The 16,891-nt window shown below is 71.6% G+C and carries 15 protein-coding genes; 7 read left to right on the top strand and 8 right to left on the bottom strand.

Annotated elements, in window-relative coordinates:
• Positions 1-41 precede the first annotated feature (41 nt).
• Positions 42-1,301: a replication-associated recombination protein A gene (locus K8Z49_RS02730; protein ID WP_412520979.1), complete on the bottom strand. Its 1,260-nt coding sequence runs from the start codon at positions 1,299-1,301 to the stop codon at positions 42-44.
• Between the two features lie 228 nt (positions 1,302-1,529).
• Here K8Z49_RS02730 and K8Z49_RS02725 point away from each other — a divergent pair, with 228 nt between their 5' ends.
• The 4 genes from K8Z49_RS02725 (at position 1,530) to K8Z49_RS02710 (ending at position 3,983) form a co-directional block, all read left to right on the top strand.
• Positions 1,530-1,976, top strand: coding sequence for a hypothetical protein (locus K8Z49_RS02725; protein ID WP_143118809.1), 447 nt, complete (start codon positions 1,530-1,532; stop codon positions 1,974-1,976).
• A gap of 101 nt (positions 1,977-2,077) precedes the next feature.
• The gene (locus K8Z49_RS02720) at positions 2,078-2,731 is read left to right on the top strand and encodes a DUF3105 domain-containing protein (protein WP_024935467.1); all 654 of its coding nucleotides are present in this window, start codon (positions 2,078-2,080) and stop codon (positions 2,729-2,731) included.
• Positions 2,728-3,357 (top strand): DUF305 domain-containing protein, encoded by a 630-nt coding sequence (locus tag K8Z49_RS02715; protein WP_021593391.1) that lies wholly within the window; start codon positions 2,728-2,730, stop codon positions 3,355-3,357. The genes K8Z49_RS02720 and K8Z49_RS02715 overlap by 4 nt, the downstream gene beginning before the upstream one ends.
• A gap of 65 nt (positions 3,358-3,422) precedes the next feature.
• A complete protein-coding gene (locus K8Z49_RS02710) occupies positions 3,423-3,983 on the top strand; it encodes a TIGR03086 family metal-binding protein (protein ID WP_021593390.1) in 561 nt (186 codons plus the stop codon).
• Between the two features lie 21 nt (positions 3,984-4,004).
• Here the strand turns inward: K8Z49_RS02710 and K8Z49_RS02705 are convergent, their stop codons facing one another.
• The gene (locus tag K8Z49_RS02705) at positions 4,005-5,240 is read right to left on the bottom strand and encodes a DUF349 domain-containing protein (RefSeq protein WP_021593389.1); all 1,236 of its coding nucleotides are present in this window, start codon (positions 5,238-5,240) and stop codon (positions 4,005-4,007) included.
• A 72-nt stretch (positions 5,241-5,312) separates the two neighbouring features.
• Positions 5,313-6,065, bottom strand: a complete 753-nt coding sequence (locus K8Z49_RS02700; protein ID WP_075024414.1) for a peptidylprolyl isomerase — start codon at positions 6,063-6,065, stop codon at positions 5,313-5,315.
• Positions 6,066-6,308: 243 nt separating this feature from the next.
• Between K8Z49_RS02700 and K8Z49_RS02695 the strand changes: the two genes are divergently transcribed.
• From K8Z49_RS02695 to aspS, 3 genes are read left to right on the top strand one after another with little or no spacing between them, the layout of a single operon-like run.
• Entirely contained in the window at positions 6,309-7,004 is a 696-nt protein-coding gene (locus K8Z49_RS02695) for an MBL fold metallo-hydrolase (RefSeq protein ID WP_111831463.1), read from the top strand.
• Between the two features lie 11 nt (positions 7,005-7,015).
• Entirely contained in the window at positions 7,016-8,296 is a 1,281-nt protein-coding gene (hisS, locus tag K8Z49_RS02690) for a histidine--tRNA ligase (RefSeq protein WP_021593386.1), read from the top strand.
• A complete protein-coding gene (gene aspS, locus K8Z49_RS02685) occupies positions 8,293-10,053 on the top strand; it encodes an aspartate--tRNA ligase (RefSeq protein WP_021593385.1) in 1,761 nt (586 codons plus the stop codon). The genes hisS and aspS overlap by 4 nt, the downstream gene beginning before the upstream one ends.
• Before the next feature lie 44 nt (positions 10,054-10,097).
• Here aspS and K8Z49_RS02680 read toward each other — a convergent pair whose 3' ends face one another.
• From K8Z49_RS02680 to yajC, 5 genes are all read right to left on the bottom strand, one after another.
• Positions 10,098-12,272, bottom strand: coding sequence for a RelA/SpoT family protein (locus K8Z49_RS02680; protein WP_412520977.1), 2,175 nt, complete (start codon positions 12,270-12,272; stop codon positions 10,098-10,100).
• A 441-nt stretch (positions 12,273-12,713) separates the two neighbouring features.
• Positions 12,714-13,238 carry an adenine phosphoribosyltransferase gene (locus K8Z49_RS02675; protein ID WP_412517540.1) on the bottom strand — a complete coding sequence of 175 codons (525 nt, stop codon included), beginning with the start codon at positions 13,236-13,238 and terminating at the stop codon, positions 12,714-12,716.
• 17 nt (positions 13,239-13,255) lie between these two features.
• Positions 13,256-14,434 carry a protein translocase subunit SecF gene (gene secF, locus K8Z49_RS02670; protein ID WP_021593382.1) on the bottom strand — a complete coding sequence of 393 codons (1,179 nt, stop codon included), beginning with the start codon at positions 14,432-14,434 and terminating at the stop codon, positions 13,256-13,258.
• A gap of 2 nt (positions 14,435-14,436) precedes the next feature.
• On the bottom strand, positions 14,437-16,236 hold the full coding sequence (gene secD, locus K8Z49_RS02665; RefSeq protein WP_412517539.1) for a protein translocase subunit SecD: 1,800 nt from the start codon (positions 16,234-16,236) through the stop codon (positions 14,437-14,439).
• A 42-nt stretch (positions 16,237-16,278) separates the two neighbouring features.
• Positions 16,279-16,785: a preprotein translocase subunit YajC gene (gene yajC, locus K8Z49_RS02660; RefSeq protein WP_021593380.1), complete on the bottom strand. Its 507-nt coding sequence runs from the start codon at positions 16,783-16,785 to the stop codon at positions 16,279-16,281.
• Between the last annotated feature and the right edge of the window lie 106 nt (positions 16,786-16,891).

Below are 16,891 nucleotides of genomic sequence, written 5' to 3'. Positions count from 1 at the left end.
CACGCCACATGGCGGGAGCACCGGCCGGTGGAGATCCATCTTCACCGGTCCGCGGCGCCGCGCAGCACGGACCGGATCCGCGCGAGCACCTCGGTGAACCGGGACTCGGCTCCGTGCCTGGTCGGGCGATAGTACTCCCGACCGTCCACGGTGTCGGGGGCGTACTGCTGCTTCACCACGCCGCCCGGGTGGTCGTGGGCGTACTTGTAGCCCGCCCCGTGCCCTATCTTCGCGGCGCCCTTGTAGTGCGCGTCGCGCAGGTGCCCGGGGACCGGGCCCGCGAGGCCCTGGCGGACGTCGCCGAGCGCCCCGTCCACCGCCATGACCACCGCGTTGGACTTGGGCGCCAGGGACAGGTGGATCACCGCCTGGGCCAGGTTGATGCGGGCCTCGGGCAGCCCGACGAACTCCACGGCCTGCGCGGCGGCGACGGCCGTCTGCAGCGCCGTGGGGTCGGCCATGCCGACGTCCTCGCTGGCGTGCACGATCAGCCGCCGGGCGATGAACCGGGCGTCCTCGCCGGCCTCGATCATGCGGGCGAGGTAGTGCAGTGCCGCGTCCACGTCGCTGCCGCGGATGCTCTTGATGAACGCGCTGATGACGTCGTAGTGCTGGTCGCCCTCGCGGTCGTAGCGGACGGCCGCCCGGTCGACGGCCTTCTCCAGCACGTCGGCGTCGATCGCGCCGCCGTCCTCGACGACGAGCGACGCGGCCTCCAGGTAGGTGAGGGCGCGGCGGGCGTCGCCGCCGGCCAGCCGGATCAGGTGGTCCTCGGCGGCGGGGTCGAGGGTGACGGCGCCGCCCAGGCCGCGTTCGTCGGCGAGCGCGCGGCGGACCACCTCGCGCAGGTCGTCCTCGCCGAGCGGCTCCAGGGTCAGCAGCAGCGACCGCGACAGCAGCGGGCTGATGACGGAGAAGAACGGGTTCTCGGTGGTGGCGCCGATGAAGGAGACCCAGCGGTTCTCCACGGCGGGGAGCAGGGCGTCCTGCTGGGCCTTGTTGAAGCGGTGCACCTCGTCGACGAACAGGACCGTCTGCCGCCCGGTCATGCCGAGCTCGCGCCGCGCCAGGTCGATCTCGGCGCGGACGCGCTTGACGCCGTCGCTGACGGCGGAGATCTCCACGAACCGGCGGGACGTGACGTGGCTGACGACGGTGGCGAGGGTGGTCTTGCCCGTGCCCGGCGGCCCCCACAGCACGAGCGACATGGGCACGTCGCGGTCGACGAGTTGGCGGATCGGCGTGCCGGGGCCGAGCAGGTGGCTCTGGCCGACGACCTCGTCCAGCCCGCGGGGACGCATCCGGACGGCGAGCGGCTGCGCCGCGCCGCCCGCGGCCGGCACGTCCGGGGCCGCCGGCCGCGCCGTCCCGCCGGTCTCCGGGGCGTCGAAAAGGCCCTCCGGCTCGCCCGATTCCGCCATGCTGGTCACGCTCCGACACTATCTCGCGGCACGGACATTCCCGGACGGGAACCCGGGGCCGGGGTCCGGCGTTGGAACAGCCCGGAAGGCGCGTTCTGGAGCGTGACGGTGTCAGGTTCGACCCCACGTGGGCGCCACGGGCTGGCCGGTCTGCTCGTGGCGCTGTTCGTCGTGGGCGGGCTGATCTTCAGCTACGGGCTGGGGCACGGGGCTCCGGCGCGCGTGTGCACCCAGCACGCGGTCAGCGTCCCCGTCGGCGCCGTTTCCGCCGGCGGCGACCACGCGCAGCAGGGGGAAGGGGCCGGGCCGTCCAGCGGCTTCCACGGCCTCGCGGGCGCGGTGCTGACCAGCCCGGACAAGCCCCCCGCGCCCGTGCCGACGGAGGCCTGCCTCTGCCTGGCCGTGCTCCTGTCCCTCCTGCTCCTCGGGCTGGCCGGCGGGTTCCGCCGGCCGCTCTCGCGTCTGCCGGCGCGCGCCGGCTGGGCGCTCGCGCCGCCGCCCGGTGCCCCGGCCGCGGCCGCGTGCGCCCCCGCCCTCCAGGTCCTCCGGCTGTGACGGACCGGCCGTAAGGCCGCCCGCGCCGCCGTGTCGCCCTTCGCGCGATACGGCGCTGCCCTCGTGTCCGTATCCGCAGCACCACTGAGAGGACCGCTCTCATGTCCAAGAGCGCCCGCATCAAGAACGCACGCAACAACGGCAACGCACGCGCGAAGAACTCCCCTAAGAAGAACGCCCCCAGGAAGAACGCGTTGACGCAGCGCGAGGTCCCCTGGGGCAGCATCGCCTTCTTCGGTGTGATCGGCCTGGTGGCCGTCCTCGCCATCGGGTACGCGTTCATGCAGACCAGGACGTCGTCCGCCGACTCCGTGTCCATCTCCGGCCTGGTCACCAAGGACGGCCTGAGCAGCGACCACGTCGCCGGCACCGTCGCGTACGACACCGACCCGCCCATGGGCGGGAACCACAACCCCGTCTGGCAGAACTGCGACGGCCGCGTCTACGACGCGCCGCTGCAGAACGAGAACGCCGTCCATTCCCTGGAGCACGGCGCCGTGTGGATCACCTACCGCCCCGGTCTGGCGCCCGACCAGCTGGAGGTGCTCCGCAGCAAGGTCACCGGCACCGACTACACGCTGCTGAGCCCGTACCCGTCCCAGGACTCTCCCGTCACGCTCACCGCCTGGGGCAGGCAGCTCAAGCTCCAGAACGCCACCGACCCCCGCGTCGACGCGTTCCTGCGCGCCTTCGTGAAGGGCCCCCAGACGCCCGAGCCGGGCGCGGCCTGCGACGGCGCCAAGGACACCGCGTGACCGGGAGCGCCCCGGCTCCGCGAGGACGGCGGGTCACCGTCGTCCTCGCGGCGCTCGTCCTGCTCGCCGGCGCCGTCCTGGTGGCGATGGCCGTCGCGCGCTCCGGCCGTCCCGGAACCGACGGCCCGGAGGCCGGGTTCGCCCGCGACATGGGCGCCCACCACGCCCAGGCGGTGCGGATGTCGTTCATCGTCAGGGACCGGACGGACGACGCGGAGGTCAGGCTGCTCGCCTACGACATCATCAACACCCAGTCCGCCCAGATCGGCATGATGACGGCATGGCTGGATGAATGGGGCCTGCCGCAGGCGGAGCCGTCCGGCCGGATGCGCTGGATGTCCGGGCACGGCGGCCACCGGGGTGGCGGGGAGGCCGCGATGCCGGGCATGGCGACGCGCGCGCAGCTCGCCGACCTGGAAAGGGCGTCCGGCCGCGCCGCCGAGGTGCTGTACCTGCGGCTGATGATCGCGCACCATCGGGGCGGCGTCGCCATGGCGCGGGCGGTGCTCGCCCGCACCGGCCACGACCGGGTCCGCCGGCTGGCCGGGACGATGGTGACAGGACAGGAGGCGGAGATCAGGCAGATGAACACCCTGCTCCGCGCCCGCGGCGCCGCCGCGGCGTGATCCCGGACAGGCGACCTTCGCGATAGCGCTTGACAGCGGGGTCGGATCGCGGGTCACTGACCACCATGGCTCACAACCTCAGCGGCTACCATCGGGCCCTCGACCTCTTCGAGGGCCTGGTGGCCGGCGTCCCCCGCGACGGGTGGGACACGCCGTCGCCCTGCGAGGGGTGGACCGCCCGGGACGTCGCCGGCCACGTGGCCGGCGGGCAGTACCTGATCCGGGCGCTGGCCGCCGGCGGACCCGAGCCCGACATCGCCCGCGACCCCGCCAGGTTCGTCGCGGGCGACGTGCTGATGAGCTGGCGGACGGCCCGCAAGGAGTGCGCCGCGGCCCTCACCCCGGACGCTCTGGGCGCGCTGATCCCGTTCGGCGCGCTGGGCGAGCTCCCCCTGGGCGACTATCTGGAGGGCTACCTCCTGGAACCGCTGGTGCACGCCTGGGACCTGGCCGTGGCCACCGGCCAGCCGTCCCGCCTCGACCCCGACCTCGTCCACCACGCGTTCGCCACCGCCCAGGTCCTCGCCGCGCCGCTGCGCGCCGCGGGTCGCCTGGCCCCGCCCCTCCGGGCCCCCCGGGGCGCGGACGAGCAGACCCGGATGCTCGCCTTCCTCGGCAGGTGCTGACCAGGGGCCGCCCCTGGGAGGTCAGGAGAACTCGGCGAGGGTGCGTTCGGCTTCCTCCAGCCAGGCGCGGCGGGCGGTGAGGGCCTCCTCGGCCTCCCGGACGTCCCTGTCGCGGCCCGCCTCACGGGCCTTGCCGAGGCGCTTCTCCAGCTGCTCGATGGAGCTGCGCAGCTGCCCGACGGTGGCCTCGGCGCGGGCGCGGGCCTCGGGGTTGGTGCGGCGCCACTCGTTCTCCTCGGCGGAGCGGACGGCCTCCTCGATCTTGCGGAGCCGGCCTTCGAGGCGGTCGCGCTGGTCGCGGGGGACCATGCCGGCGGCCTCCCACCGCTCCTGGATCGCGCGCAGCGCCTGCCGGGCCTGCCGGACGTCCCGGACGGGCAGCAGCCGCTCGGCCTCGGCGAGGATCTTCTCCTTCTCCTCGGCGTGCTCGCGGAACTCGGCGTCGCGCTCGGCGAACGCGGCGCTGCGGGCCTGGAAGAAGGTGTCCTGAGCGCCCTTGAAGCGGGCCCACAGGTCCTCCTCGGCGTCGCGGGAGGCGCGCCCGGCCATCTTCCAGCGGCGCATGAGGTCGCGGTAGGCGGCGGCCGTCTCGCCCCAGTCGGTGGAGCCGGACATCGACTCGGCCTCGGCGACCAGGCGCTCCTTTTCCCTGCGGGCCTCCTCGCGCTGGTCGTCGAGGGTGGCGAAGTAGACCTTGCGGCGCTTCGTGAAGGCATTGCGGGCGGCCGACAGCCGCTTCCACAGGGCGGTCTCGGTGGGGCGGTCGATGCGGTCGGCCGCCTTCCACTCCTCGACCAGCTGGCGGAGGCGCTCGCCGCCGTTCTTCCAGTGCGTCTCCTCGACGGCGATGCGCTCGGCCTCGGCGACGATCCGCTCCTTGACCTCGCGGGCCTCGTGGCGGTGCTGCTCGCGCTGGGCCTTGACCTGCTCGCGGCGCCGCCCCACGTCCTCGGTGAGGGCGTCCAGGCGGCGGGTCAGCGCGTCGAGGTCGCCGACGGCGTGCGCGTCGGCGACGGCCTCGCGGAGCCGGTCGATGCTCTGCTGGGCCTGGGCGGGCTGCAGGTCGGTGGTGCGGACCCGCTGTTCGAGCAGGCCGATCTCGGTGACGAGCGCGTCGTACTTGCGCTTGAAGTAGGCCAGGGCCTCCTCAGGCGCACCGGCCTGCCAGGACCCGACGACGCGCTCGCCGCCGGCCGTCCTGACGTACACGGTGCCGTCCTCGTCCACCCGGCCCCAGGGATCGGTCGCGCTGGACACCCTTGCCTCCTGAATCGCGGGCCCGGACGGCTCTCACCTTCCGGACCCTCCACACCTTAGTATCCCGTTCGCCTATTTCCCGGCGATCGTGACGTCCTGGATCTCTACCTTCTTCTTCGGCTTACCGTCGCCCTTCGGGTCCGAACCCGCCTTGGCGACCTTCTGCAGCACGTCCAGCCCCTTCGTGATCTTCCCGAAGACGGTGTAGTCCGGCTGGAGCTGCGAGTCCTTGTAGACCATGAAGAACTGGCTGCCGTTGGAGTCGGGAAGCTGGCTGTGCGCCATCGCGAGCGTTCCCTCGGTGTACATGGCGCCATTGGTGTTCTCGTTGGCGTACTGGTAGCCCGGACCGCCCGTTCCCTTCGCGGTCGGGTCGCCGCACTGCAGGACGTTCAGGCCGCCGCTCGTGAGCCGGTGGCACGAGGTCTTGTCAAAGAAGTTCTTCTGCGCCAGATACGTGAAGGAATTGACCGTGCACGGCGCCTTGTCGCCGTAAAGCTGCATCTCCACGTCGCCCTGATTGGTCTTCACGGTCGCCTGGACGACGCCCTTGTGCGCGGGCGTCGCCGGCGGGGTGCCGAGCCCCTTGGGCGCGCCCTCCCCCGGCGCCTCCTTGTAGGTGCACGCGGGCTCGGCGGCCGTGGACTCGTCGTCCTTGCCGGTGAACACCATGAAGGCGACCCCGCCGACGACGATGACCGCCACCCCGGCGGCCGCGCTGATGATCTTGAGTCGGCGCGCCCTCGCCGCCTCCTGCGCCCGCCGCTGTTGCTGGCGCTCGTAGCGTTGCCGCGCGAGCTGCTTCTTGCGGTCTCTCCCCGCCACGTGCCTCGCCTCTCCGGTGTGATCAGGTGAACGTGCAGCGCATAGTAGCGGTACCGGGGAGTAAAAGCGTCTCGACGTTCAGGGAGCGCTTTCCCGCCGCCCCGCCGCGACCGTGCGCCGGCCGGACCGGCCCGCGGGACCCCTGGCCCGACACGGCGACCGCGCTATCTCGTTCGCGGTGGCCGCGGCGGCGCCGGTACCCTCGGACAGGCCCAACCGAGATGGTTCTAAGGAAGGACGACCGTGCTCGTCGCCGGGTTCCCCGCCGGATCGTTCGCCGCGAACTGCTATGTCGTGGCACCCGCCGCGGGTGAGGAATGCGTGATCATCGACCCCGGCCAGGACGCCGAGGACGGGATCGAGGAGATCCTGCGCGAGCACCGGCTGAAGCCGGTCGCGGTGCTGCTCACGCACGGCCACATCGACCACGTGTGGTCGGTGGCCCCGGTGTGCGGCGCCAAGGACGTCCCCGCCTACGTCCATCCGGACGACCGCGACCTGCTCACCGACCCGGCCAAGGGCCTGTCGCTCGGCGCCGGGCAGCAGCTGTTCGGCGGCCTGGAGCTGTCGGAGCCGGACGACGTGAAGGAGCTGGCGGACGGGGCCGTGCTGGAGCTGGCGGGCCTGAGCTTCACCGTCGACCACGCACCGGGCCATACGCCGGGGTCGGTGACCTTCCGGACGCCGAAGACGCAGCAGGTCCCCGACGTGATGTTCACGGGCGACCTGCTGTTCGCCGGCTCCATCGGACGCACCGACCTGCCGGGCGGATCGTACGAGGAGATCCTCGCGAGCCTGGGCCGGGTGTGCCTGACCATGCCCGACGAGACGGCCGTCCTGCCCGGCCACGGCGAGCAGACCACAATCGGCCGTGAGCGGGCCACCAATCCGTTTCTCGCAGAGCTGACGCCTGCGGACGGACCCAACAAGGGATTCTGACCTAAAAGACCATGAGTTCGAACTTCAGGGCCCCCAAGGGGGTCAGTGAATACGTCCCGCCGCGCGCGGACCTCTTCTACGCCATCCGGGAGGCGTTCGCCGAGCAGGCGAGGCTGGCCGGATACGGCTATCTGGAACTGGCCGTGTTCGAGGACACCAACCTGTTCCGGCGCGGCGTCGGCGAGTCCACCGACGTGGTCTCCAAGGAGATGTACACGTTCGAGGACCGGGGCGGCCGGTCGCTGACGCTGCGGCCCGAGTTCACCGCCTCGGTGCTGCGGTCCGTCTTGGAGAACAACCTGCACAAGGGCGCCCTCCCGGTGAAGGTGTGGACGACCGGGGCGGCGTTCCGCGCCGAGCGCCCGCAGCAGGGCCGCTACCGCCAGTTCTACCAGCTCGACCTGGAGGCGATCGGCAGCGAGGACCCGCAGGTCGACGCCGAGACGATCGCGATCGCGTGGAACTGGTACCGGTCCCTCGGGCTGACGCGGGTGCGGCTGCTGCTGAACTCGCTGGGCTGCAAGGAGTGCCGTCCCGCCTACCGGGCCCTGCTGCAGGAGTTCCTGCGCGGCCTGGACCTGGACGACGACACCCGCGCCCGCGTCGAGATCAACCCGCTGCGGGTGCTGGACGACAAGCGCCCCAAGGTGCGCGAGCAGCTCGTCGGCGCCCCCCTGATGGCCGACCACCTGTGCCCGGCGTGCAAGGCGCACCACGACCGGGTCCGCGAGCTGCTCGCGGACCTCGGCATCGCCTGGGAGGACACGCCCACCCTCGTCCGCGGCCTGGACTACTACACCCGCACGACCTACGAGTTCGACCACCCGCTGCTCGGCGCCCAGTCCGGCATCGGCGGCGGCGGCCGGTACGACGGCCTGTCGGAGGACATCGGCGGCCCGCCGCTGCCCGGCATCGGGTTCGGGCTCGGCCTGGACCGCACGATCCTGGCCCTGGACGCCGAGTCGCAGGAGAACGGGGGCGTCGCGTTCGCCGCCAAGCCGCGCTGCGAGGCGTTCGGCGTCGCGCTCGGCGACGCCGCGGAACGGCGCATGTTCGGGCTCGTCGCCGGCCTGCGCCGCGCCGGGATCGCCGCCGACATGGCGTTCGGCGGCAAGAGGCTGAAGGGCGCCATGAAGGACGCGGACCGCTCGGGCGCCCGCTACGCCGTGATCCTCGGGGAGCGAGATATCGCGGACGGCGTCGCCCAGGTCAAGGACCTGGCCGAGGGCGAGCAGACCGCCGTCCCGCTCACCGACCTCATCACGACGTTGAAGGAAAGGCTCTCCAAATGATCCGCACCCACGAGGCGGGCACGCTCCGCAAGGAGCACGCCGGGCAGCAGGTCACGCTGGCCGGCTGGGTCGGCCGCCGACGCGACCACGGCGGCGTCACGTTCATCGACCTGCGGGACGCGTCCGGCACCGCGCAGGTCGTCTTCCGGGAGGAGGACGCGGCGCACGACCTGCGCTCGGAGTTCTGCGTCAGGGTCGTCGGCGAGGTCCGCGTCCGGCCGGAGGGCAACGAGAACCCCGAGCTGCCCACCGGCGACATCGAGGTCGCCGCCGCCGAGATCGAGGTGCTGTCGGACGCGGCGCCGCTGCCGTTCCCCATCGAGGGCGACGTCAACGTCAACGAGGAGATCCGGCTCAAGTACCGGTACCTCGACCTGCGCCGCGAGGGCGTCGCGCGGGCGATCAAGGTCCGCTCGGAGGCGTCGTTCCTGACGCACGAGGTGATGCGCGAGCACGGCTTCGTCAACGTCGAGACGCCCACCCTCACCCGGTCCACGCCGGAGGGCGCCCGCGACTTCCTCGTCCCCGTCCGGCTGAAGCCCGGCCACTGGTACGCCCTGCCGCAGTCCCCGCAGCTGTTCAAGCAGCTGCTGATGGTCGGCGGGCTGGAGCGCTACTACCAGATCGCCCGCTGCTACCGGGACGAGGACTTCCGCGCCGACCGGCAGCCGGAGTTCACGCAGATCGACATCGAGATGTCGTTCGCCGGCCAGGACGACGTCCTGAACGTCGGCGAGGACCTGGTGGCGCGGCTGTGGCAGGAGCTCGCCGGGTATGAGATCCCCCGCCCGATCCCCCACATCACCTACGCCGAGGCGATGGCCAGGTACGGCTCCGACAAGCCCGACCTGCGGTTCGGCACCGAGCTGACCGACATGACCGAGTACTTCTCCGGCACGTCGTTCCGCGTGTTCCAGGCCCCGTACGTCGGCGCGGTGGTCATGCCCGGCGGCGCGTCCCAGACCCGCAGGGAGCTGGACGGCTGGCAGGACTGGGCGAAGGCCCGCGGCGCCCGCGGCCTCGCCTACGTGCTCGTCCAGGAGGACGGGACGCTCGGCGGCCCGGTGGCCAAGAACCTGTCGGACGCCGAGAAGGAGGGCCTCGCCGCGAAGACCGGCGCGGCCCCGGGCGACGCGGTGTTCTTCGGCGCGGGCAAGCGGCACGCCACGCAGGAGCTGCTCGGCGCGGCCCGGCTGGAGATCGGCCGCCGCCGCGGCCTGATCGACGAGTCGGCGTGGAAGTTCGTGTGGGTCGTGGACGCGCCGATCTTCGAGCCGGTCGAGAACGACAAGGGCGAGCAGATCGGCTGGACGTCCGTCCACCACCCGTTCACGGCGCCGAAGCCGGAGTTCGCCGACACCTTCCAGGACGACCCGGGCGGCGCCCTCGCCGACGCCTACGACCTCGTCCTGAACGGCAACGAGATCGGCGGCGGCTCCATCCGTATCCACCGCGCGGAGATGCAGCAGCGCGTGTTCGACGTGCTCGGCCTGTCGAAGGAGGAGGCCGAGTCGAAGTTCGGGTTCCTGCTGGAGGCGTTCAAGTTCGGCCCGCCCCCGCACGGCGGCATCGCGTTCGGCTGGGACCGCGTCGTCATGCTGCTCGCCGGGCAGGAGTCGATCCGCGACGTGATCGCGTTCCCGAAGGCGGCCTCCGGCTACGACCCGCTGACCGCGGCGCCGACCCCGATCACCGCGCAGCAGCGCACCGAGGCCGGCGTCGACGTGGTCCCCGAGGACGAGCCCGCCGGCACCTGACCGGAGCGCGAGGAGAGCGGCCGCCGGCTCCGGCGGCCGCTTTTCTACTGGGTGGCGCCGCTGGTCACCCGGTAGACGTCGTAGACGCCGTCGATCGACCGGACCGCCTTCAGGACGTGGCCGAGATGCTTCGGGTCGCCCATCTCGAAGGTGAAGCGGCTGACGGCGACGCGGTCGCGGGTGGTGGTGACCGACGCCGACAGGATGTTCACGTGCTGGTCCGACAGGACGCGCGTCACGTCCGACAGCAGCCGCGGCCGGTCGAGCGCCTCGACCTGGATGGCGACGAGGAAGACCGAGTCCTCGCCCGGGGACCACTTGACGTCGATCAGCCGGTCCGGCTGCGACTTGAGGCTGGCGACGTTGGCGCAGTCGGTGCGGTGCACGGACACGCCGTGGCCGCGGGTCACGAACCCGACGATGCCGTCTCCCGGCACCGGGGTGCAGCAGCGCGACAGCCGGACCCACACGTCGGGATCGTCGGCGACGACGACGCCCGGGTCGCCGGCGGGCCGGCCGCGCTTGCGGCGGGTCGGCAGCGCGATCTCGGCGAGATCCTCCTCGGCGCTCTCCACGCCGCCGAGGGCGTCCACCAGCCGCTGGACGACGTGCTGCGCCGACACCTGGCTCTCGCCGACGGCCGCGTACAGCGACGACACGTCCGGGTAGCGCATGTCGCGGGCGAGGGCGAGCAGCGCCTCGCCCGACATCATCCGCTGGAGCGGCATGTTCTGCTTGCGCATCGCGCGGGCGATGGCGTCCTTGCCGGACTCGATCGCGGTGTCGCGGCGCTCCTTGGAGAACCAGTGCTTGATCTTGTTGCGGGCGCGGGCGCTCTTGACGAAGCCGAGCCAGTCGCGGCTCGGGCCGGCGTCCTGCGACTTGGAGGTGAAGACCTCGACGGTGTCGCCGTTGTCGAGGGTCGATTCGAGGGGGACGAGGCGCCCGTTGACGCGGGCGCCGATACATCGGTGCCCGACCTCGGTGTGGATCGCGTACGCGAAGTCGACGGGGGTCGCGCCCTGCGGCAGGGCGATCACGTCGCCCTTCGGGGTGAACACGAACACCTCGGAGACCGACAGGTCGAAGCGCAGCGACTCCAGGAACTCGGCCGGGTCGGCGGTCTCCTTCTGCCAGTCGAGGAGCTGGCGGAGCCACTGCATGTCACCGGCCTTGCGGCCGCCGACCGTCTCCTCCTTGTACTTCCAGTGCGCGGCGACGCCGTACTCGGCCCGGCGGTGCATCCCCCAGGTGCGGATCTGCAGCTCGACGGGCTTGCCCTCGGGACCGATCACCGTCGTGTGCAGCGACTGGTACATGTTGAACTTCGGCATCGCGATGTAGTCCTTGAACCGGCCGGGGACCGGGTTCCACCGCGCGTGGATCGAGCCGAGGGCGGCGTAGCAGTCGCGGACGCTGTCGACGAGGACCCGGATGCCGACCAGGTCGTAGATGTCGTCGAAGGAGACGTCCCGCGCGATCATCTTCTGGTAGATCGAGTAGTAGTGCTTCGGGCGCCCGGTGACGGTGGCCTTGATCCGCGCCTCGCGCAGGTCGGTCGAGACGTTCTCGATGACCTCCTGCAGGTACACGTCGCGGCGCGGGGCGCGCTCGGACACCAGCCGCGCGATCTCGTCGAACCGCTTGGGGTACATCGTGGCGAACGCGAGGTCCTCCAGCTCCCACTTCAGCGTGTTCATCCCGAGGCGGTGCGCGAGCGGCGCGAACACCTCCAGGGTCTCGCGGGCCTTCTTCTCCTGCTTGTGCCGCGGCATGTAGCGCAGCGTGCGCATGTTGTGCAGCCGGTCGCCGAGCTTGATCACCAGGACGCGGATGTCGCGGGATATCGCCACGACCATCTTGCGGACGGTCTCGGCCTCGGCGGCCTCCCCGTACTTGACCTTGTCCAGCTTGGTGACGCCGTCGACGAGCGCGGCGATCTCGTCGCCGAAGTCGGCGCTCAGCTGGTCGAGGGTGTAGGGGGTGTCCTCGACGGTGTCGTGCAGCAGCGCCGCGCACAGCGTCTCGGTGTTCATGCCGAGCTCGGCGAGGATGGTGGCGACCGCGAGGGGGTGCGTGATGTACGGGTCGCCGCTCTTGCGCTTCTGGTGGCGGTGGTAGTGCGCGGCCACGTCGTAGGCGCGCTCGATCAGCCGGAGGTCCGCCTTCGGATGCGTGTTGCGGACCGTCTTGATCAGTGGTTCCAGTACCGGGTTCATAGCGGGGCCGCGCTGGGCGCCCAACCTGGCGAGCCTACGGCGCACCCGGGCGGCGGACGGCGGAATCGTGGCCGGCGTGGGCCTGGACGGGACGGCGGTCTCGGACGCGTCGTCGGCGTCCGCGGGAGTTCCTGCGGCTTCGGCGGGGGGAGGGTCGGTCCGGGGGGCCTGGGCGGGAGGAGCGGGGGTCTTGGACTCGGTCGCGGGCGGGGCGCTCGGCGGGCTCGCCGCGGCGGCCCGTTCGCCGGCTTCGGGCGGCCGGTCATCGCGCGGTGGCGCGCGCCGTTCGTCCGCGGCCGCCTTCACCGCGTCGGTCGATACCACCTCACCGGGCACTCAGCCTCCCTGATCGCTTGGACGCCGTGTGCTGCCCGCCCCGCGGGTCGCGCCCGTCCCCACCGGACCCCTGATGGCGCCAGTGTATCCGGCACCTATTTCGTACTAGACCGTAACCAGGGAATGGACGTCCAGATTCCCCAGTTTGTCGCGCCCGTGCAGGAACGACAGTTCGAGGAGGACCGACAGCCCGACGACGTCGCCGCCGCCGCGGCGGACGAGGTCGGCGGCAGCCCCGGCCGTCCCTCCGGTGGCCAGGACGTCGTCGACGATCAGCACACGGTCGCCGGGGTCGAGCGCGTCGAGGTGCATCTCGATCGTCTCGGTCCCGTACTCGAGATCATAGGTCTCACCGTCCGTCGCCGCGGGCAGTTTCCCCTTCTTGCGCACCGGCACGAAGCCGGCGCCGAAGTGGTAGGCGACGGGGGCGGCGAGGATGAACCCGCGCGCCTCGATCCCGACGATCTTGTCGATGGTGCCGCGGCCGTGGTGGTTGACGACCGCGTCGACCACCCCGGCGAACGCGACATGGTCGGCCAGCAGGGGCGTGATGTCCTTGAAGACCACTCCCGGCTTGGGGTAGTCGGGGATGTCGCGGATCCGCTCCTGGATCAGCTTGCCGAGGTCCACGTCCGAGTGTCTCCCGCCTACTTGCCGCCGCGGCGCTGCTGCCGGGTGCCGCGTTTCGGTTGCTGCCGCGTCCCGGTCTGCACGACCTTCCGCACGGTGACGGTGCTCCGGACGTCCGGGGCCGCGTCGGCGTCACCGGACGGCGCGCCGTCCGGTGTGTCCTCCGGCGCGTCGTCGGACGCGTCGCCGGCCCCGCGGGCGCCGGTCTTCACCTTCAGCGTCTTGGCCTGCCGCTTGGCGCTCTGCTCCCGCCGGGCGATGTTCTCCCGGATCTGCTTGAACTTCGGCTCGCGCTCCTTGAACTGGACGAGCAGCGGGGTCGCCACGCAGATCGAGGAGTACGTACCGACGATCATGCCGACGAACAGGGCGAGCGACAGGTCCTTGAGCGTGCCCGCGCCGAACAGCGTCGTGCCGATGAACAGGATCGCGCCGACCGGCAGGATCGCGACCAGCGAGGTGTTCAGGGACCGGACCAGGGTGCTGCTGAGCGCCTGGTTGGCGGCCTCGCTGTAGGTCGTCTTGGAGGTCGCGGTGAGCGGTTTGGTGACCTCCTTGATCATGTCGAAGACGACGACCGCGTCGTACAGCGAGTAGCCGAGGATGGTCAGGAAGCCGAGCAGCGTGGCCGGGGTGACCTCGAAGCCGGACCAGGCGTAGACGCCCGCCGTGATCACCAGGTCGTGGACGAGCGCGACGACCGCGGCCACGGCCATCCGCCACTCGAACGCCACCGACAGGTAGCCGATGATCAAGATCATGAAGACGAGCAGCGCCTGCCACGCCTTCTTCTGGATCTGGCCGCCCCACGAGGCGCCGACGACCTGGGTGCTGACCTTGTCCGCCGAGACGTTCAGCTCCTCGGCGACGGTCGACTTGACCTTGGTGACCTCCGTGGAGGAGAGGCTCTCGGTCGTCACCCGCCAGTCGCCGCCCGCCTTCTGCACGATGATCTGGTGGACGCCGCCCTCGGCGACGGCACCGCGCACCTGCTCGATCGAGGCGCTCGGCGCCTTGAACGTGAAGACGGAGCCGCCCTTGAACTCCACGCCGAAGTTGAGACCCTGGACGAGCAGGCCGGCGATCGAGAGCGCCAGCAGCAGCCCGGAGATCGAGTACCAGACCTTCGGCCGGCCGACGATGTCGGCGCTGATCTCGCCCCGGTAGATCCGGGAGATGACCGCACGCGATCCCATGCTCAGGCCTCCTGGCTCGTCTTGCGGGCGGTCGCGGCGGACGTGCCCTGCCCGGCCTTGTGCAGGCGGGTCGGGTCGAGCCCGGACAGCGGATGCCCCCGCCCGAAGAACTTCGTCCGCGACAGCAGCGCGACCAGCGGCTTGGTGAAGAAGAACACCACCACGACGTCGATGAGCGTGGTGAGGCCCATCGCGAACGCGAACCCGGCCACGCCGCCGACCGCGAGGAAGTACAGCACCAGCGCGGCGAGGAAGGTGACGGCGTCGGCGACGAGGATGGTGCGCCGCGCCCGTTTCCAGGCGTTCTCGACCGACGAGCGCAGCTTGCGGCCGGCTCTCAGCTCGTCCCGCAGCCGCTCGAAGTAGACGATGAACGAGTCCGCGGTGATGCCGATGGAGACGATCAGGCCGATGATGTGCGGCAGCGAGAGCCGGAAGCCCATCCCCTCACCGAGGATCACCACCGACAGGTAGGTGACGGCCGACGCCACGACCAGGCTGGACACCGCGACCAGGCCGAGGCCCCGGTAGTAGAACATGCAGTACAGCACCACCAGGCCGAGGCCGATCGCGCCCGCGATCAGGCCGCCGGTCAGCTGGTCGGAGCCCAGCGTGGACGACACCTCGTCGATGGAGCTCTGCGTGAACTCCAGCGGCAGCGCACCGTACTTGAGCACGTTGGCGAGGTCGGTGGCGTACTGCTGATCGAAGCTGTCGGGCGGGCCGTCGATGCTGGCGGTGCCGCCGGTGATCGGGCCCTCCCGGATCGAGGGCGCCGAGACGACCTGGCCGTCCAGGATGATCGCGACCTGCGCCCGCGGGGAGGACGGGTCCTGCTGGTAGGCCGCGGACGCGTCGGTGGTGACCGCCCCGAACTGGCGGGCGCCCTTGCCGTCGAACTTCAGCGAGACCGACCAGCTGGCCTGGCCCTGCGAGGCGTCCGGCGGCATCGCGGCGGCCTCGTCGACGTTCTCGCCCAGCACCCGGACCGGACCGAGGATGTACTTGGCGACCTGGTCGCTCTCCTCGTCCTGGTCGCAGGCGGCGACGAACTTGCGGTTCGGGTCGTTGGCGCCGGGGGCGCGCCGGTCGCCGCCGTAGCAGTCGAGCGCCTCGAACTGCTTGATGACGGCCTTGTCCGTCACGCCGGGGTAGTCCTGCGCGGGGGGCGCCGGCTGCCCGGACGGCTGGCCAAGCGGCGACGACGCCGACGGCGAGGGCGACGGGATCCCCGTGCCGGACGGGGAGGGGGTCGGGGCGGTCAGGGCGCCCGACAGGGCCCGGCCGCGCGGCGTGGACGACGGCGACCCGGACGGGGAGGCCGACGCGGACGGCGACGGGCTCTTGCCCTCGTCCTTCCCGCCCTGGCCCTTCGTGGACGGGCTCGCGGACGGCGACGGCGCGCCCCCGGCGGACGGGCGCCCGTCGGCCACCGCGAACACCTGGCGGAACTGCAGCTTCGCCGTCGTGCCGATCAGGTTGACGACACGGCCCTGCCCCTCACCGGGGACGTTCACCACGATGTTGTTGCTGCCCTGCTTGGTGACCTCGGCGTCGGACACCCCCAGGCCGTTGACGCGCTGCGTCATGATCTTGACGGCCTGGTCCATCTGCTCGGCCGGGGGGTTCTTGCCGTTCGACGTCTTGGCCGTGAGGGTCACGGTCGTCCCGCCGGCGAGGTCGAGACCGAGTTTCGGGGTCTTCTGCCCCTGCCAGACCGCGAGTCCCGCCAGGACCGCCATGACCGCGAACAGCGCGAGGAGCGTGCGCCCCGGCTTGGGAGCGTTGTTGGGCGGAGCCACTTGTCGTCGTACTTCCCGTCTTTGTCGTCGCCGTGGGGAGGGTCAGGCGGTCTTGTCCGCCTTGACCTTCGCCTTCCCCTTCGGCTTGGACTCGGGCTCGCCGTCCTCGTCCTCGGTCTCCGCCGCCTCGTCGGCCGCGCCGTCCTTGGACAGGTCGACCTCGGACCCGTCCTTGTCCAGGTCGACGCCCTCGCCGTCCTCGTCCCGGTCGTCGTCCTCCTCGTCGAGCTCGTCGTCGAGGTCCTCGGGCTCCTCGTCCTTGAGGACCTGCATGACGGCCTGCTTGACGAAGCGGACCTCCACGCCGTCGGCGATCTCCAGCACGAGGCCGTCGTCGTCGACCTCCACCACGGTGGCGCGGATGCCGCTGGTCGTCAGGACGCGGGCCCCCGGCTCCATGGCGTTCTGCATCTGCATCTGCTCTTTCCGGCGCTTGCTCTGCGGCCGGATCAGCAGAAAGTAGAAGACCAGGGGAACGGCGAGGAGGAGGAGCAGGTTGAATGCCCCGCTGCCGCCCGCGCTCTCCGCGAGAATCATTTCGCTGCCCATTACCGGGGCGTCCTTCCGATGTCGATTGCCCAGCCTGTGACCGGACCGGTCACGTTCACGGGACCGCCGGCTGGAGACGGTGAACCAAGTCCCGGAGTCTAGAGAG

This window comes from Actinomadura madurae (genome assembly GCF_047130825.1).
Lineage (GTDB): Bacteria > Actinomycetota > Actinomycetes > Streptosporangiales > Streptosporangiaceae > Spirillospora > Spirillospora madurae.
Note: the sequence above shows the minus strand (reverse complement) of the source record. Positions and strands in the feature narration are given on the sequence as shown.